General features: G+C 69.8%; 14 protein-coding genes. 5 read left to right on the forward strand and 9 right to left on the reverse strand.

Annotated elements, in window-relative coordinates; translation table 11 throughout:
* Positions 1 to 309 precede the first annotated feature (309 nt).
* The 3 genes from FHS29_RS24965 to FHS29_RS24975 are packed head-to-tail and all read left to right on the forward strand — an operon-like array spanning position 310 to position 3763.
* On the forward strand, positions 310 to 753 hold the full coding sequence (locus FHS29_RS24965; protein WP_184694442.1) for a hypothetical protein: 444 nt from the start codon (positions 310 to 312) through the stop codon (positions 751 to 753).
* Positions 750 to 2000 carry an ATP-binding protein gene (locus FHS29_RS24970; RefSeq protein ID WP_184694444.1) on the forward strand — a complete coding sequence of 417 codons (1251 nt, stop codon included), beginning with the start codon at positions 750 to 752 and terminating at the stop codon, positions 1998 to 2000. The genes FHS29_RS24965 and FHS29_RS24970 overlap by 4 nt, the downstream gene beginning before the upstream one ends.
* Positions 1997 to 3763 carry a tetratricopeptide repeat protein gene (locus tag FHS29_RS24975; RefSeq protein WP_184694446.1) on the forward strand — a complete coding sequence of 589 codons (1767 nt, stop codon included), beginning with the start codon at positions 1997 to 1999 and terminating at the stop codon, positions 3761 to 3763. Before FHS29_RS24970 ends, FHS29_RS24975 begins: the two co-directional genes overlap by 4 nt.
* A gap of 223 nt (positions 3764 to 3986) precedes the next feature.
* Here the strand turns inward: FHS29_RS24975 and FHS29_RS24980 are convergent, their stop codons facing one another.
* Positions 3987 to 4877 (reverse strand): S1 family peptidase, encoded by an 891-nt coding sequence (locus FHS29_RS24980; protein ID WP_246440797.1) that lies wholly within the window; start codon positions 4875 to 4877, stop codon positions 3987 to 3989.
* Between the two features lie 125 nt (positions 4878 to 5002).
* Positions 5003 to 5716, reverse strand: a complete 714-nt coding sequence (locus FHS29_RS24985) for an adenine nucleotide alpha hydrolase family protein (protein WP_184694447.1) — start codon at positions 5714 to 5716, stop codon at positions 5003 to 5005.
* A 407-nt stretch (positions 5717 to 6123) separates the two neighbouring features.
* Here FHS29_RS24985 and FHS29_RS24990 point away from each other — a divergent pair, with 407 nt between their 5' ends.
* Entirely contained in the window at positions 6124 to 6597 is a 474-nt protein-coding gene (locus FHS29_RS24990) for an ATP-binding protein (RefSeq protein WP_184694449.1), read from the forward strand.
* Positions 6598 to 6684: 87 nt separating this feature from the next.
* Here FHS29_RS24990 and FHS29_RS24995 read toward each other — a convergent pair whose 3' ends face one another.
* The 7 genes from FHS29_RS24995 to FHS29_RS25025 all read right to left on the reverse strand — a co-directional run bounded on the left by FHS29_RS24995 (position 6685) and on the right by FHS29_RS25025 (position 14262).
* On the reverse strand, positions 6685 to 7116 hold the full coding sequence (locus FHS29_RS24995; RefSeq protein ID WP_184694451.1) for an SUKH-3 domain-containing protein: 432 nt from the start codon (positions 7114 to 7116) through the stop codon (positions 6685 to 6687).
* Positions 7117 to 7118: 2 nt separating this feature from the next.
* Complete coding sequence (locus FHS29_RS25000) at positions 7119 to 11675, reverse strand: DUF6531 domain-containing protein (RefSeq protein WP_184694453.1); 4557 nt, start codon at positions 11673 to 11675, stop codon at positions 7119 to 7121.
* Positions 11672 to 11977 carry a type VII secretion target gene (locus FHS29_RS25005; protein ID WP_184694455.1) on the reverse strand — a complete coding sequence of 102 codons (306 nt, stop codon included), beginning with the start codon at positions 11975 to 11977 and terminating at the stop codon, positions 11672 to 11674. Before FHS29_RS25005 ends, FHS29_RS25000 begins: the two co-directional genes overlap by 4 nt.
* 4 nt (positions 11978 to 11981) lie before the next feature.
* Positions 11982 to 12425 carry a YbaB/EbfC family nucleoid-associated protein gene (locus FHS29_RS25010; RefSeq protein ID WP_184694457.1) on the reverse strand — a complete coding sequence of 148 codons (444 nt, stop codon included), beginning with the start codon at positions 12423 to 12425 and terminating at the stop codon, positions 11982 to 11984.
* 115 nt (positions 12426 to 12540) lie between these two features.
* Positions 12541 to 13095: a hypothetical protein gene (locus tag FHS29_RS25015; RefSeq protein WP_184694459.1), complete on the reverse strand. Its 555-nt coding sequence runs from the start codon at positions 13093 to 13095 to the stop codon at positions 12541 to 12543.
* 335 nt (positions 13096 to 13430) lie between these two features.
* Positions 13431 to 13721, reverse strand: a complete 291-nt coding sequence (locus tag FHS29_RS25020) for a LuxR C-terminal-related transcriptional regulator (protein ID WP_184694461.1) — start codon at positions 13719 to 13721, stop codon at positions 13431 to 13433.
* Positions 13722 to 13980: 259 nt separating this feature from the next.
* Positions 13981 to 14262 carry a hypothetical protein gene (locus FHS29_RS25025; RefSeq protein WP_184694463.1) on the reverse strand — a complete coding sequence of 94 codons (282 nt, stop codon included), beginning with the start codon at positions 14260 to 14262 and terminating at the stop codon, positions 13981 to 13983.
* A gap of 28 nt (positions 14263 to 14290) precedes the next feature.
* On the opposite strand from FHS29_RS25025, the gene FHS29_RS25030 reads away from it, so the two are divergent.
* Positions 14291 to 15637, forward strand: a complete 1347-nt coding sequence (locus tag FHS29_RS25030) for a lanthionine synthetase C family protein (protein WP_221456582.1) — start codon at positions 14291 to 14293, stop codon at positions 15635 to 15637.
* The last annotated feature ends 30 nt before the right edge of the window (positions 15638 to 15667 follow it).

Here is a 15667-nt window from a genome sequence, read left to right on the forward strand (position 1 = left end):
GCGAACGACCGATGCGGCCCGTTCGTCACTCGAATAACCTGTCGGTCGCGAGATCGAGGTCGACTGTCGACAAACGACCTTGTCCGGCTCCGCGCTGACGGTGCTCGCTTTGGGCGATGGTTGTGGACATCGTGATCGCTTGACGCGCCGACGTGTCCTATGCGTTCACACCAGCCGACGCATCGATGTGTGGGTCGAACTGCCCGACGCGACGACGGCATGCTTGCCTCTGGCTTGAAACCGGACGGTTGCGCGCGTTCAGGGTCGTGACCGCCATTGTGGACAGCTGAGCAGACGAGAGAGAACCGGATGACCCGAGACAACGACCCCGAGACGGTCGCCGAGCTGGACCGCCTCGATGCGGCGGTCAAAGCAGCGCCTGCGGGAGACACGACGGCGCAGATCGCGCTGTGGCGGCAGGTGACCGCGTTGGAGCACTGGTTCTTCATCGCGCGGGGCTCGGCCGACAGTCCCCGTCCCTATGCCGTGGCCGCCGAGCAGGGGCCGATGATCTGCCTCTACAGCAGCGCCGCACGGGCGGATGAAGCCGCCCGCACCCTCGGACTGGTCGACCCGCAGAGTGGCGCGGCGTCGTTGTTCAGCGTGCCGATGCCGGCTGCGATCGACTACGTCGCCTCGTTCGGCAAGGCCGGCGTCTTCGGGGTGACGCTGGACCACCCGCGTCTCGGTCACTACATCCCGCTGGCGAACCTGGGTCTGCTCAAGGGCTGGATCGAAGGGGCCGGGCAGTGAGCGGTGCCGACCCGGGCGACAGCTTCGTCGAGGTGATCGCGCGCGAGGTGGAGGCCGACCCCGGCAACCTGGCGTTGCGTGAGGACTTCATCACGCTGCTGCTGGAGCAGGACCCGGACCGCGCCGCCACCGAACTGAAAGCGTTCGAGGCGGTCGGCGGTGATCCGGCGCGGGTCCGCCTGCTGCGCGCCCGGCTGATGGCGGCGCGGTTGCGAACCTCGAACCCGCCACCGCCCGCCGAGACCGCGCACCAGGCCACGTCATCCGCGCCGACGGTGCGGCCTGGGGGACGCGAGCCGAAACCGGTTCCGGCCCCGGCCGACGAGGACCGTCAGGACAGCGGCGCTGCCGGGTCGGCGTCGCTGTGGGACGCCGAACGCCCGGCGGTGACGCTGGCCGACGTCGCGGGCCTCGCCGAGGTCAAGCGGCACCTGGACACCGCTTTCCTGGCTCCGCTGCGCAATCCCGAGTTGGCGGCGGCGTTCGGGCAGAAGCCGGGCGGGTCACTGCTGATGTACGGCCCACCCGGGTGCGGCAAGACGTTCATCGCCAGGGCGATCGCCGGCGATCTCAGGGCGTCCTTCATCCACGTGACCCTCGCGGACCTGCTCAGCAAGTGGATCGGGGAGAGCGAGAAGGCGATCCAGAGCGTGTTCCGCGATGCACGCGCGGCAGCGCCGTGCGTGATCTTCTTCGACGAGTTCGACGCGCTCGGCGGACGGCGTACCTCCGGTGGCGGCGGGTCGCAGACGATGCGGATGCTCGTCACCCAGCTGCTGGAGGAGCTCGACGGCGTGTCCAGCGTGAACGACGGGGTCTACTTCCTGGCGGCCACGAACCGACCGTGGGACATCGACTCCGCGCTGCGCCGACCGGGCCGGATCGACAAGACGGTGCTGGTGCTGCCACCTGACGCGGTCGCCAGGGCGGCGATCGTCCAAGGCGCGCTGAAGGGCAAGCCCGCCGACGGTGTGGACGTCGTCGCCGTCGCGGCGGCCACGGAGGGGTTCTCCGGTGCTGACCTCAGTCACCTGTCGACCACCGTGCTGCAGCAGGCCATGGTCGAGTCGATGAACAGCGGTGAGCTGGTGCCGGTCACCACCGACGCGGTGCTGGCCGCGGTCGGCGGCATCACCCCGTCCACGACGTCCTGGTTCGACCAGGTGGCGCCGGTGCTGGAGTACGGCGTCGACGACGGCACCTTCGATCAACTCCGGGCGTACCGGGTCAAGCGAGGCATGCGATGAGGGACTTCGGCCGCACGGACGCCGACGACAACGACGCCGTCGAGCGCAACCTGGACCTGGCCTGGGAGCTCTTCGCAGCACAGCCGGCGCACCCCAAGGTCGCCGAGCTGGCGTTGCAGGTGCTCGCGGTCCAGCCGGAGCGGAGCAGCGTGTCGCTGTTGCTCGCCAACCACCGTGAGATTTGTGGCCAGGCCGACGAAGCGCGGCGGCTTTACCTCCAGGTGGCCGGCCGCCGCGACCACCAGTTCGTCAACGCGGCTCGTGCCCTTCGACATCTGGCGTTTGCCGAGCACGATCACCCCGAGGCGCTGCGCTGGGCGCGCACGGCGCTGGGCGAGGACCAGGAGGAGTGGGGCGACTGGATGGAGCTGGGCTTCGCCCAGGCACTCTGCGGCGAGCACGAGGACGGGTGGCGCCAACTCGACGAGGCGGTGGCACTGTGCTCTCGGACGACACCGGACGAACTCCCCGTCGCGCTCGGGAAACGCGCGGCGTACCTGCTGGGGACCTTCGCGCCGCCCGACCGGTTCGTCCCCACGGCCGAGGAGGCCGTCCGGGCCGATGCGGCGAACTCGTGGGTCGCTCTGATGCTCGGCTGGTCCTATCTGGTGCAGTACCGGTTCGCCGACGCCGAACGACTCGGTCTGCGGCTGCTGCGCGAGGACCCGACAGAAGACCTGCTGCAGGGCTTGGTGGGGACGGCTCGGACGATGCTGCGGATCGTCGAGAACGCTCACGCCCAGGACATCACGCTGGAGGACATCCGCCGCACCGGGGTGATCGAGGTGGGGTGGCGACAACTTCGCGACCAGGTGCTCGGCATCGACCTGGCTTCCGCGCTGGCGGCGTTGGACGACGTGATGCCCGCCGGCCTGCGCGCCACGCTCCGACCAGGGGCTTCGATCTCCGATGTGCCCGAGAGCGACGAGCTCGGCTCCGTGGCCGCGGAGGAACTGATGGCCTGGCACGACGGCCAGCAGCCCGGCTCCGGTGCCGCCTGGGGGCTGGCCGAGCCGTTCCGCCTGATGTCAGCGGCCGAGATCATCGCCATGAGCGCCGAGATCGAGGCCGATCCGGCAGCGCACCCGGACTGGCCCGAGAACGAGGTCTGGGAACAGGTGATGACCGACGACGCCGGGGCGTACCTGGTCGTCGTCGCGCTGGGGGCGCTGGTCAAGCGTCGACCCGGACATCCCGACGAGCCCGTCGCCGAGTCGATGGCCGACTGGATCTGGGACCGGGTGGCCGACTTCGGTGGTCGGGACCTGCGACCAGCACCTCGGCAGACCGAGACTCTCCCGACCGACCTGCCCGCTGTCCCCGGGACGTCGTTGGCCGGTGTCATCACGACGATGTACGCCGCTCTGGGTGCGTCCGAGCGTTCTGCGCCGTACGCGGAACTGCGCAGGCTCTTCCCCGACGCGACCGTCCGGCACAGTGCACTGGACCCTGTGGACTCGAGTCCGGACGGCGTCGACATCGCGTTGCTCGACGGGCTGGTCAAGAAGATCACCGTCGACGTCGCGCTCTGTCCGAGCGCCGGCCGCGTGATCTCCGGGCTCGACCTCGACGGGCAACACGGAACAGTCGATGCCTACGTGCAGGCGCACGGCGCTCTTGTGCACAACAGTTGGGAGAACCGCGCCACCGGCGAGGTCACCGTCAACTACGACCTCGCCGAGCATCGACTCGGCTTGGAGTGGGAGACAGGGAAACTCGCTCGGATCTTCGTGTCCGCCGCCGGCCGGCCGATGGCCGGGTAGGAGATGACGTCGGCGGCGTCCTGTGGCGAGTGAGGCGTTTCCAACCGGTGCTCGCGCAGCAGCCGGGGGAGTCGGCGTGCCAGAGCGGTGAGCACCGCGCGGTCGGCCCAGGCCGGGCACGGGCGAGGGTCGATCCGAGACCGACCGTGACAAGCGGCATTGCCGCTTGTCACGAGCGGTGGGAATCCGGCATCAGGTCACGCTGAAGCGTGCCGAGGCGGGATCAGTTGCGCCCATGGATGGTGCGGTGGATCCAGTCGGCGTAGGCGGGCACGCTGGTGTACAAGCCGGGGCCGTTGGCACAGGGCACGTCGTTGTCGCCGGGACCGGAGGTGACGCCGATCAGCTCCCACCGGCCGCTCTTGCCGCGCTGGACCTGCGGCCCGCCGGAATCACCCATGCACGCCATCGCGTCGCGCTTGCGGCTCACCGTGCACAGCCGGGTCGAATCCGCGTAGCCGGGCGAGCACTCGGACTCCGCCCCGCGGCGGGTGTCGAGCTGCTGGAGCCGTTCGGGGAACACCGCCTTGGTGATGTCGGCGGTGTCGACCGTGGTGCCGAAGCCCAGCAAACGGGTCGGCGTGCCAGGGCGGCCGGGGCGGTCGGCGACGCGGATCGGCTGTTCGGAGACCGGCCGGTCCAGGCGTACGAGTGCGATGTCGTTCTTGTTCGGCTCGCCCGGCTGGTAGCCCGGATGGCGCACCATGCGGTCGATCGTGCGTACCGTGCCGCCGGAGGTCCGTCGCTGGCTGCCGATGCGCACGGTGCCCTCCGGCACGGCCGGGTTGCGGCCCGGGTCGACGCAGTGCGCCGCAGTCACCACCCACCGGGGATGGATCAGCACCGCCCCGCAGACGCCCTTGGCGTTGTTCAGCTCGGGCACGATCTCGGGGATCGAGGCCATGAACTCGTAGCGCTCGGTGGAGTTCTTCCCGTTCACCACGGCATCGGCGCTACCGGGCACCGCGATCGCACAGAAAGCTCCTACCAGTGCGACACTGGCGGCACGAACCAGGTTGCGGCGCACGGAATCCACTTTCGACATACTTTTCCTTCGCTGGAGGACTTCGGATCGATCGCGTCCAGCATCGCCGTCCGCCAGGTCATGGACCATCAGGCCAACCCGCCGGCTCACGGTGGGGACGGCACCACGCCGGGTGGTAGCGCTCGCGCTACGACCTGGTTGAGGCCGGCGGACATTGGCCCCCTCGCGGCCGGGGCGATGCCGCAGCCGGCCGACTAGCGGGTCCGGGTGACGTGGGGTCCGACCAGCGCGATCGGGGTCGGGCAGCGGTCCAGCAGGCGGCGGCTCGTGGACTCGTCGGTGGTGGGGGTGCAGCCGATGACCAGCAGGGCGGCCAGTCTGGCGTGGCGGATGAGCCCGGTGACCGGGTGGGATCGGGCCACCCTCGTGTCGACCGGCACGTCGGGGTACCGCCGGGCGCACTCGGCGACCGCGGCCGCGGCGGCACGTGCGGTCGAGGTGGACTGCCCTCGGGCGATGGGCGGCTCGTGCGTGCAGCAGATCGCGCGGACACCGGTGCCCAACACTCGGGCCAGGGCGAACGCGGACCGCAACGTTGCCTTGGACAGGTGGTCGCCGGTGGTTCCCACCGACGTGGGCAGGTCGTCGCGCCATGTCGCACCGGACGGAACGGCGACGACCGGACACCGCGCCGAGGCGGCCACGGCCAACGCGAGGGTCCTGTCCGCCGCGGTTCGGGAACTCGTCACGATCAGGTCTGCGGTGAACGACTCGATCACCAGTGCGCGTGCGGTGGTGGAGCTGTCGACGTCGAGCTGCGGCGAGTCCGCTCCTGGGCGTGCGGTCGGCTCAGGTGTGGTGCTGTCGGCAGGCGGGGGCCGTCGCAGCACTGCGGAGCCGTCGCCGCGTTGCTTCACGTACGCCGTCACCCACGATGCGGCATCGAGGTCGTCGAACTCGCACGACATTCCCAGGACGACACGCGCGACCTGAGGCGGTGTGGTGATCGTGGCATGCCTCCGATACCTCATGAGGGTCGGACTTCGTGGAAACCTGGTCGAGGCGGTCTCGGTTGGCGACCACCGGTGCTGTCCTGCAAGCCATGTGACCCTATCGGCGGAGGGTGACGGTCGTCACCGTCCGATGGCGGAACAGTGCGGAACCTGCTTGGCGGGACGTTCACCTCATACTTCGAACGGCGGCGGCGGCGTTGGTCCGTGTCGTGGTCGCGTGGACCCGTTCCTGGGACACACCCGCATCGATCTTAGGCCGAATGGCTTAACGGTGTATAGGTGGAAAAGGTTTCGGGCAACCCGGTCTGGTGAACGACGCCCATGCCGCCTCTGATGATTCCTCGCCGCGAGCCCTTCCGGGGGTGGACACCGCGATCGGGTCGCACGAAGCGACGACGATCGCGAACGACGAGCGTGGCGCGGATGGCCACGCCGACGAGGGTCGGACCACCGGCCAGGTGGAGATCGAGATCTCGTTGCACTGTGACAACCTCGCTTCGGTGCGCGAGCGCATCGGCGAGGCGCTGCGCCGGCACGAGGAGGACTTCGTCCACGACGTGCGGCTGGTGGCGACGGAGCTGGCGTCCAATGCCTGCGACCACGCGGACGATCCCCGGCACCTGCTGCTGCGGCGCGAGATCCACCCGGACCGCGGGCCTGAACTCGTCGTGGAGGCCCGGGACGCCACCCCGGACCGCGTCCCGGTCGTCGGGTTCTCCAGCATCAGTCCCGACCGGGGCAACGGCATGAAGATGGTCCGGACGATCTGCAACGACTGGGGCGTGCGCCAGGAAGGTGACCGGAAGGTCGTCTGGGGCCGCATCCCCATGCCCTGAGCAATCACCCTTAGGCGACGTCATCCGTGTCGAGGACCGTTCATGGAGTGATTCGTCGGGAGTAACCGTTCCTCGGCAGGCACGGGGTCAGGCCCGGCCCTCCACCAGCTTCTCCAGGGCACCATCACCGGACCCGGAGAGGGGAGTGGCGGTGTCCATGCCGATGTAGACGGAGCCGTCGGGTGCCATGCCGAGGTAGGCGTTGCGGTGGTCGGCCTCGCCCAAGGGGTAGAGGTAGGCGCCGGCTTCCTCGCTCAGGACGTCGAAGATCTCGTCGTCCCACTCGGCGGCCGACGGATCCAGGGTGAAGGCGACCTTGGCGCTGGTCACCCCCGGCCCCCTGGCCGGTACGGCCAAACCGCCGAACTCGGCGAGGAATCGGCGCGCGGCGTCGTGGATCTCGAAGCCGCCGCGTTCCCGGAGCAGTGACTCCCACGCGGCGGTGGGCACCTCGCGTCCCGGGTGCCAGCCGGCCGCGCGCAGCACCTGGTCCGTCTCCTCCGACCACCGTCGTTCCACCGCTAGGTCACCACCGTTATGCCGAGTTGGTCGAGTACATGTTGGCACGACGAGCACGGCGGCTTGGGCACCCCGTGCTTCGGATTGCCCGGTGCGCGCACGTCGACGGCCGCCATGGTGCCGCCGCGTGGGTCGACACCGGCCCGCACGGCATTGGACAGCGCCTCCGGTTCACCGCAGCGGCCGTGCTGGTTGCCCGGTGCGCGTTGCGACTCGGGCACGCGGTCGTAGGCGGCCTGGATGTCGGGGTGGAGGTTGTGGTCACCGCCGCCCCTGACGCTCGCACCGCCGAATGTGTTGTCGTGGCCCGGCACGGCCAAGCCCGCCGCGCTGGTGGGGCGGGTGTGCTTGTTGGCGCCCGGCCGGTTCTGCTCGGTGTCCGCGCGTTCCCGGGCCGCTGCCAAGGCGCGGTCGCAGTCCGGCGCGAGGCCCAGCGGGTCGACCGACCGGTGCGGGTTCGCCGCGTAGGCGTACGGGTTGGGGCCGGGTGCGAGGCCGAGCGGGTCGACCGAGGCGTACCGGCCGGTTTCAGGGTCGTAGTGGCGGTGGTAGTTGTAGTTCAGGCCGCTTTCGGGGTCGTGGTATTGCCCGGGTAAGCGGAACGGGCAGTACGCGCCGCTGTGGCGGTCGTGCGTCGCCGCGCCCCAGATCGTGTTCCGCGACCACCACACCGGTGTGCCTTGGTCGTCGAGCAGCTCGCTCGGCGTGCCGACCAGGTCGGTGACGATGGCGTAGAACTGCTCGTCCACCCATTCCTGGGACCGGTCGGCCGGCTGGATGCGCTCCACCTGCGTCACCGGGCTGAACCGAGACGGCTCCCAATCCCACACTGTGCACCGGGTGGGCGTGTCGGCGGACTCCGCGACCTGCTCCGCGACCACGAAACCGTCCCAGTGGAATCGGATTCGCTCGACCACCGATACGCCGTCGGGGCCGTGTCGCCGCTTGTCGATCCGCCTGCCGAACGGGTCGTACCGATAGCTCCAGACCGTGCCGCCCGGTGTGGTCACGCCGACCAGGCGGTCCTGGCTGTCCCAGGTGTAGCGCCACACGTCCGGTTTGGCGGACAACCGCTTCCGGCGGCGCACCACCAGGCGTCCTTGTCGATCGTAGCTGTCGGACACCGCGGGCGACGCAGACCGCATGGAGCCGTCCGGTCCTGGGCCGGGCTGTGTCAGGTTGCCGGCTGCGTCGTAGGTGTAGTGCTCCGACCAGGTCGCCGCTCGCACCGCCGTGACCCGCCCGGCGCGGTTCACCTCGATGTCCCGGTCGCCGTGCAGCAGGTCGTTGATCGCGGTCACCGAGCCGTCCGGCTGGTAGTGGTAGGCGCGGTGCTGTACCAGCCGGGAGCCCGTTCCCGGGCCGTGTGAGACGGTCTGGACGCGCAGCCGACCCACGTCGTCCCACACCTGCGCGAGAGTCGTCGCGCCGATGCGCCGTTCGACTTCACGCCCCGTGGTGTCGTGTGCGAACGAGATTTCCCGGCCTGCCGTGCGCAACAGCACCGGCCGGTCACGGCCGTCGTAATCCCACGCGCTCTCCACGCCGGTGGGCGTGATCCGCCGGACCTTCCGGCCGACGAGGTCGTACTCCGACCGGACCGTCGCCCCGCCGGACGTCTCCGCGACGACGCGGCCTCGAGCGTCGCGCTCGTAGAACAGCTCGGTGTGCCGGTTGCGGGCGTGGACCACATTGCCCACCGCGTCGTACCGGTAGGTCGTAGCGCCCTCCGGGGTGTGCTCCTCGACGACTTTGCCGAGCACGTCACGGACGTACGTGGTCGACTCGCCGACGCCGTTGACGCGTTCGACCAACCTGCCGGCCGGATCGTGCCGGTAGGTGAGCGCCCGACCGGTGAAGTCCTGCTCGCCGGCGAGCCTGCCCGCCGGATCGTAGGTGTACCGCCAAGTCGCGCCCAGCTGGTTGGTGACCGAGGTCAGCCGGAGCACGGTGTCGTAGGCGAACACCAGCCTGGTCCCGTCCGGGTCGGTGCGGGCGATCGGCAGGTCGAAGGCGGTGTACTCGAACCTGGTGACGTTGCCGGCGGGGTCGATGTGCTCGACCAGGTTGCCCTCGCTGTCGTAGCCGCGGCGTTCCTCCGCGCCGTCGGACAGGGTGCGGCGGCTCAACCGGCCCTCGACCGTCCACGCGGTCCGGGTACGCGCGCCGGTCGGGTCGGTCTGTTCGACGACCCGACCGAACGCGTCGCGGGTCGTGCGGGTGGTCGCGCCCTCCGCGTCGACCGCGGTGATGACCATGCCCGCGCCGTTCGTCTGGAAGCGGGCGGCGCGTCCCAGCGCGTCCATGACGGCGACGAGCGCGCCCTTGTCGTCGTATTCGTACGAAGTGCGCGCGCCGGTCGGGTCGGTCTCGGCGGTCATGTTGCCGCGTGCGTCGTACTCCATGCGCCACATGCCGCCGTCGGGCTGGCTGACCGTGACGGGTAGGCCGAACTCGTTGTTCTCGGCGGTGGTCCGCACCCCGTCGGCGCGGATCACCTCGACCGGGTAGCCGTTGTCGTCGTAGTGGTACCGGGTGGTCTGCCCGACCGGGTCCGTGCGGGCGACCAAGCGGCGCCGGGCGTCCCACTGGCTGCTCGTGGTGTTACCGAGCGGATCGGTCTCCGCGACGACGTTGTGCGCCGCGTCGAAGTGGTAGGAGGTGGTGTTGCCGAGCGCGTCGGTGAACTTGGTCGTGCGGTTCGACTCGTCGTACTCGAACCGGCCGTCCAGGTAGCCGCCTGAACCCCGGTTGGCGATGCACCTGCCTCGACCGTCGTACTCGTACGTGTACCAGTGACCGTTCCGGTCGGTCCAGCGGGTGATGCGGCCCGCGTCGTCGTAGTCCAGTAGAAGCTGACGTCCACTGCTGTTGGCGACTGCGGCGAGACGACCACCAGCTGTGTAGTGGAAGCTGGGCAACTGGATCGGGGCGTCGCCGTTGCCCAGGACGTAACCGGTGACGTGGCCATCTTCCGTGAGGACGTCGACGTGGTAGCCGCCCGAGTGCCGGACGGCGGTCGGCACACCCGACGGATCCCGGTCCACGGTGATCCGGTTGCCGTTGTAGTCGCTGATCTCCGCGAGCAGACCGTCGCGGAAGTGGAGGAGGCGGCCGACCTGGTCGACCGCGTACCCGTCAGCGGTGCGCTGCAACGTCCACTGTGGACCGCACTGCGGCAGAACCACACCCGTCGCCGGCGGCACCGGGTAGACCAGCAGCATGCCGTCTTCGGTGACGAGCACGACACCCTGGTCGTCGGACTCGACGCGCTGGTCCAGGGTGCTCGCCCACGACGGGCCGAAGAGGCGGCCGGCGCGGTACGAGGACACGTGGACGCGGCGCAGGACCAGCGGCAGCACTCCTGGCAGTGAGACGTCGGTTTCGGCCAGCACGACCTCACCGGTCGCGACGTCCACCGGGTCGTTCTCGCATCGGCGCTGGTTGGCCGGTGTGCTGGTGTCCTCGGGTTTGGCCGGGCGGTTGGTGCCGGGCTTGCCGGGCGCTTCGGTGGACGAGGGTTTCGTCGTGTCGCCTGGTGAACGGGGCTGCGACGTCGAGGGCGTGCTGTCCGGGGTGGAGGTGCTGGATGGTGTGGTCGCACCCGACGGGGTGGTCGTGCCTGCCGGGGTGGTCGTGCCTGCCGGGGTGGTCGTGCTGGAAGGGCTGGTGGTACCGGAGGAGGCCGTGCCTGACGGGGTGGTTGCGCCGGACGGGCTGGTGGTGCCGTCGGGGCCTTTCACGGTGGGTGCGTCGGGTGTGCTCGGTGCACTCGACGGGCTGGTGACACCAGGGCTGCCGGGGCTGTCGGCGCGACGGCCGAGTTTGCCCAGCTTTTCCATGATCTCGCCGAGCTTGTCGAGGACTTTGCGGATGCGTGGGGTGACGTTGCCGATGGTCTTGACGAGTTTGCGGACCATGTCGGCGATGCGGTTGCAGACCTTGGCGATGGTCGAGGTGGCCTGGGCGACGATGAGCGGGGTGGCCAGGCCCAGTGTGGCGACGGCTTCCAGTGCCCAGGTGATGAGTTTGCCGACGACTTCGGCGACGAGGTCGCGGATGAGTTCGCGGACGGCGGCGACGACCTCGCCCATGATCATCACACCGGCTCCGACGCCCTCGGCCAGCGAACCGGCGCCGGCGATGGCGTCGGCGGTCTGGGCCGCGTGTCCGCGGTAGCTGTCGGCGGCCGCCCCTCGCCAGCCGGGCGCGTCCTGCTGTCCCAGTTCCCCGGCGATGCGGCCGACCTCGGCGGCGACGTTGGACCAGGTCTCGCTGAAGGAGCGGATGACCGGCGGGTCGCCGGCGAACCAGTCCAGCGCCTCCTTGAGCGGCTGCACGTGCTCGATCAGCCAGGACACGCCATAGGAGGCGACGGTGCCGATGGGGTCGATGACCATCGACAGCACTTCCAGGCCGACGCCGATGCCGCCGAGGCCGGCCGCGACCCAACTGCCGTCGGAGATCCCCTGCGCCAGGTCGTCGGCCGACTCGGCGATGCCGATGCCGGTGACCGCCGTCGTGTCGCTCTTCGCCGTCGCGACCAGGGGGTTGTTCACGTGTTCATCCCGTCGAAGCGCGCCGACTCACCCGACTCCTGGGCGTCGTAGGCGCGGGAGGTCTCGCGCAGCTTCGCCGCGTTGTCCGACACCGTCTCCGCCGCCTTGACCAACGCCTCCACGCCCATGTCCTCGAACGGCTGGAGCAGCATCGCGAACGGCCGGCACACCACGCCGTAGGCGGAGTCGTTCATCGCCACCGTCCGCGCCGCGTCCGCCGCCGTGCGCAACCGGTCGGCCAGACCCTCCACTCGCCCGGCCAACGCCCCGATCTCCCCGGTAACGGCCTCATACCCCGTCATCGCGTCACCTCAGGTAGTTCTCGTCGGTGAAGTCGCCGTCGTCATCGGGCCGGCGGGGCGGGGCCGGGGGCCGGGCGTCCGGCTCCGGCTGGGGGAAGTTCCGCTCGGCCACGGCCACGATGTGCTGCCCCGTCGGGGTCTGGCCCACCGTCTCCCCGACGATCCGCGCCAGCTCGGCCGGATAGCCGGCCTGCGCCTTGCCCATCGCCTCCATCACGGCCGCGGCGATCTGCTCCGGGCGCAACCGGCTCACCCCGTCGGTCATGGTCACCGCACTGGGGATGCCGTTCGGGCCGACGGTCACGCTCACCGCGCCACCAGCGGCGGACGCGGTGATGGAGATCCGCTCGACCTCCTGCCGCATCGACTCGTACCGGGCGGCCTTCTCCTCCGCGTCGCGCTCCCAGTCGTCCACCAGGCGCTGCACGTCGGCCAGCGGATCGGTCATCGGCTCCCCCTCCGGTGACGTACGGATCGAGCCAAGCTACTGCGCCTTGGACGACGCTCCGTGCCGATTCGCTCCCAAGTTGACCGGTTCGGCCCAACCGCTTGGCCCGAACCCGTCAGCCAGCCGGCTGAGCCCCGCTTCCACTGCCCGCGAGCAACTCGCGGTAGCGAGCGACGTGGTGCTCCGCCGGGGTCGGTGACACCGTCGGCTCCGGGAGCTCGGCGGGGTCGTCGGCGCTGATCGTCACGCCCCGGGAACGGCACTGCGCAACCAGGCCGGGATAGCCGTCGTCGGTCCACTGGCCGTACTCGTCGCTCAGGGCTTCGCTGAGGTTGGCGCCCCGGAGGAGTTGGAACTGGCCCTCGTTGTCGAGGCTGACGACGGGTGCCGCGGCGAGCGGAAGGTCGTCCGGACCCCGCCAGTAGCCGAACGCCCGGCCCTCGTCCTCGTCTTCGGCGACCCACGTGATCAGCGCGGCCGTTTCCCCGATCGCCCGGACGTTGGCGGCGATGTCGGGATTCGCGAGGTCCTCGGCGGTCAAGTAGCCGGTGTCGAGCGCCGCCGGCCGCTCGTCGTCGGCGAGCAGGCGCAGGGATTCCGACCAGGGGTTCGGCTTGCCCGCAGCCTGCCTGCGGCGCCAAATGGCGAGATCCTCGGGAACCATCGACATGTCTCTCGTGGTGTGCGGCTCTTCGGTGGCGTTCACTGCGCAGCAGTCTCGCACGATGTCCTGCTACTGAACCGAAAGGGCCCTGCGACAAGGTCGCGGCGCTACGGAGCAGGGTGCCGTCGAGGATGAGGCAGGCCTTGCGCGAGGCGACTCGCGCCGCGTCGGCCGGCGCCGGGGCGAGGTCGGCCAGGAGGTGGACGAGCGCACGAAGCTCCTGGAGATGCCCTTGCTCTCGGTCGAGAAGTCATCTACCAGGAGCTCCGCCACGTCTCCATCAGAACCGCAGCCCGCGCCGGCAGGTTGGAGAGGACTCCTTGTGCACCGTTGAGGTGCTACTACGACGAACGTCGTGTCTCGTGCTTGTCCCGACCGTCATCGCGCCGGGTGTGCCAGACGTAGGACGCGATGCAGGCTCGTAGGCGCGAGTCGAGCTCCAGTTTGGTGATGATCTGGATCAGATGACCTCGGACGGTTCGCTCCGAGATGTACAACCGGTCTGCCAACTCCCTATTGCTCATGCCTTCGCTGAGCAGGGCGAACACGTCGGTTTCCCGGCGGGTGAGTAGATCGACTTTGTGCAGCGCTGCCGACCAGATTTGCGGCGCGGCGGCATCGACTTTATTCATGCAGCTCCCCCGTAAAACGGCTGCTTCCCCGGAGCGCCGCAGATTATCACAGGGTGACGGAGCCCACCACCCTTGAATGGTAAAGAAACGCGGTGTGCAAGCGGCGTCAACTTGATCACCCGATCGATCGACCCAAAAAACCGTCGCGATCGACGATGTCCGGCCGTTCTTCCCGGTGCGACGATCGACCGGCGTGGTGCGAAGCGCTTGATTCGCGGCTTCGATCGGCTTCCGCCCGTCCGGTGGCGGGGACGATCGCCTATTCCAGTTCCTGCGCCCATTGGGCGGTGGGGCACTGTCGAGAGGAAAGTGCGATGAACTCGGAGAACCCGTTCGATCTTGAAATCCAGGTCGCGAATCCCGGCGATGGCGCGGACCTGGCCTTCCCGACGATCCCGTGCAGCATTCCGTGCACGAGGATCTGCACCGGTCGTACCGCGTGCTGTTCGCGGGTCAGCTGCATCACGCAGTGCCCGATCGCCTGCGCCTGATCGATCGAGCTCGCGGTGTGCGGTCCGGAGGGCCGCACACCGCGTTCCATCTCGCCGTACGACACAGGGAGTGAATCGGTGCCCGCTGTGCCCTCGTCCGAAACGATGGTGGACGATCTCTCGCTGACCGATCGTGCTCGCGGGTGCGCGGAGCTGCTCGTGCGGAGACTGGCCGACCCCGGGCTGGTCGCCGAGGCCGTGGCCCGTTGCGACCGCGACGCCAAGTACCCGTTCGAGTGGGGCGGTGCCTCGCTGTTCGTGGGGCCCGCCGGGACCGCGGTCGCCTTCCAGAACGCGGCTCGCGCACTGCCCGCCGAAGCCGACTACTGGCGCGCTCTCGCCTACGAACAGCTCGCCGCCGCCGCGCGCCACACCCATGAAGTTCCGCTGGCACAGTGCAGCATGGCCTCGGGCACCGCGGGGCTGGCGTTCGCCTTTTCCGAATGCGCCGTGGACGACCCTCGTTACCGGCCGACGCTGCACAAGCTGTCCGTTCAGCTGGCGACGCAGGTGCTGGCGACGCCGAGCCCGCGCGGCGACAACGGAGTCACGGACGCCGACTACGACCTGATCAACGGCAAAGCCGGCATCCTCGCCCAGCTCTGCACGGACTGGCGCTCGGATCCGCTGGTGGAGCAGGCGGTGGGCAGCCTGGTGGACGACCTCGTCTGGCTGTGCACGCCGACGAGCACGACCGGGCGAGAGCCGTGGTTCATCCCACCGGCCAACTACCCGCCGCTCGACGAATACCACGAGGACTTCCCCCACGGGTACGTCAATCTCGGCCTCTCGCACGGGATCCCCGGCCCCCTGGCGGCGCTGTCGTGTGCGGCGCTGGCAGGCTTCCGGCACGAGCGGCTGCCGGAGACGATCCGGCACATCGCCGAGTACGTCGTCGAATTCGCGCTCGCGGAGCCCGACGGTCCGCACTGGCCGACCGGGGTCGGGCTGACCGAAGACGGCGAGGAAGACCCGGCCCGGCGCCCCCCGGCCGCCTGGACCTGGTGCTACGGCACTCCCGGCGTCACCTGCGCCCTGCTCAAGGCCGGCGCCGCTCTCGGTGACGACGGCCTGCGCGCGGCCGCGGTCGACGCCTTCGAGGGCTTCCTCCGCCGGTTGGACGCGAACAGCCGGTTCCCTTCCGCCACCCTGTGCCACGGCGGCGCCGGAGTGCTGGCCATCTGCGCGTTGTTCGCCAGGCAGACCGGGAGCGCGCTCGCGCGGGACGCGCTGGGACTGCTGCTCGAACAGGTGCTCGCACACTGCGACCCCGCTTTGCCGCTCGGTGTGCAGGAACTCGAACAGCCGGGCGTCCTCCTCGACAGCCCGGCACTGCTGAGCGGATCGGCGGGTGTCGCGCTCGCGTTGTGGTCCGCGACCGCGCCGATCGGCTCGGGATGGGAACGCGCCCTGCTCATCAGCTGACCCACATCGCAGAGAGGGAACGCACAGATC

Source organism: Saccharothrix tamanrassetensis (assembly GCF_014203665.1).
Lineage (GTDB): Bacteria > Actinomycetota > Actinomycetes > Mycobacteriales > Pseudonocardiaceae > Actinosynnema > Actinosynnema tamanrassetense.

Bases quoted from the DNA above. Each gene is read 5' to 3' on its own strand.
- FHS29_RS24985 (WP_184694447.1), bottom strand. From the start codon at position 5,716: ATGTCGTGCGAGTTCGACGACCTCGATGCCGCATCGTGGGTGACGGCG.
- FHS29_RS25010 (WP_184694457.1), bottom strand. From the start codon at position 12,425: ATGACCGATCCGCTGGCCGACGTGCAGCGCCTGGTGGACGACTGGGAG.
- FHS29_RS24975 (WP_184694446.1), top strand. From the start codon at position 1,997: ATGAGGGACTTCGGCCGCACGGACGCCGACGACAACGACGCCGTCGAG.
- FHS29_RS25005 (WP_184694455.1), bottom strand. From the start codon at position 11,977: ATGACGGGGTATGAGGCCGTTACCGGGGAGATCGGGGCGTTGGCCGGG.
- FHS29_RS24965 (WP_184694442.1), top strand. From the start codon at position 310: ATGACCCGAGACAACGACCCCGAGACGGTCGCCGAGCTGGACCGCCTC.
- FHS29_RS25020 (WP_184694461.1), bottom strand. From the start codon at position 13,721: ATGAATAAAGTCGATGCCGCCGCGCCGCAAATCTGGTCGGCAGCGCTG.
- FHS29_RS25025 (WP_184694463.1), bottom strand. From the start codon at position 14,262: ATGGAACGCGGTGTGCGGCCCTCCGGACCGCACACCGCGAGCTCGATC.
- FHS29_RS25015 (WP_184694459.1), bottom strand. From the start codon at position 13,095: ATGTCGATGGTTCCCGAGGATCTCGCCATTTGGCGCCGCAGGCAGGCT.
- FHS29_RS24980 (WP_246440797.1), bottom strand. From the start codon at position 4,877: ATGGTCCATGACCTGGCGGACGGCGATGCTGGACGCGATCGATCCGAA.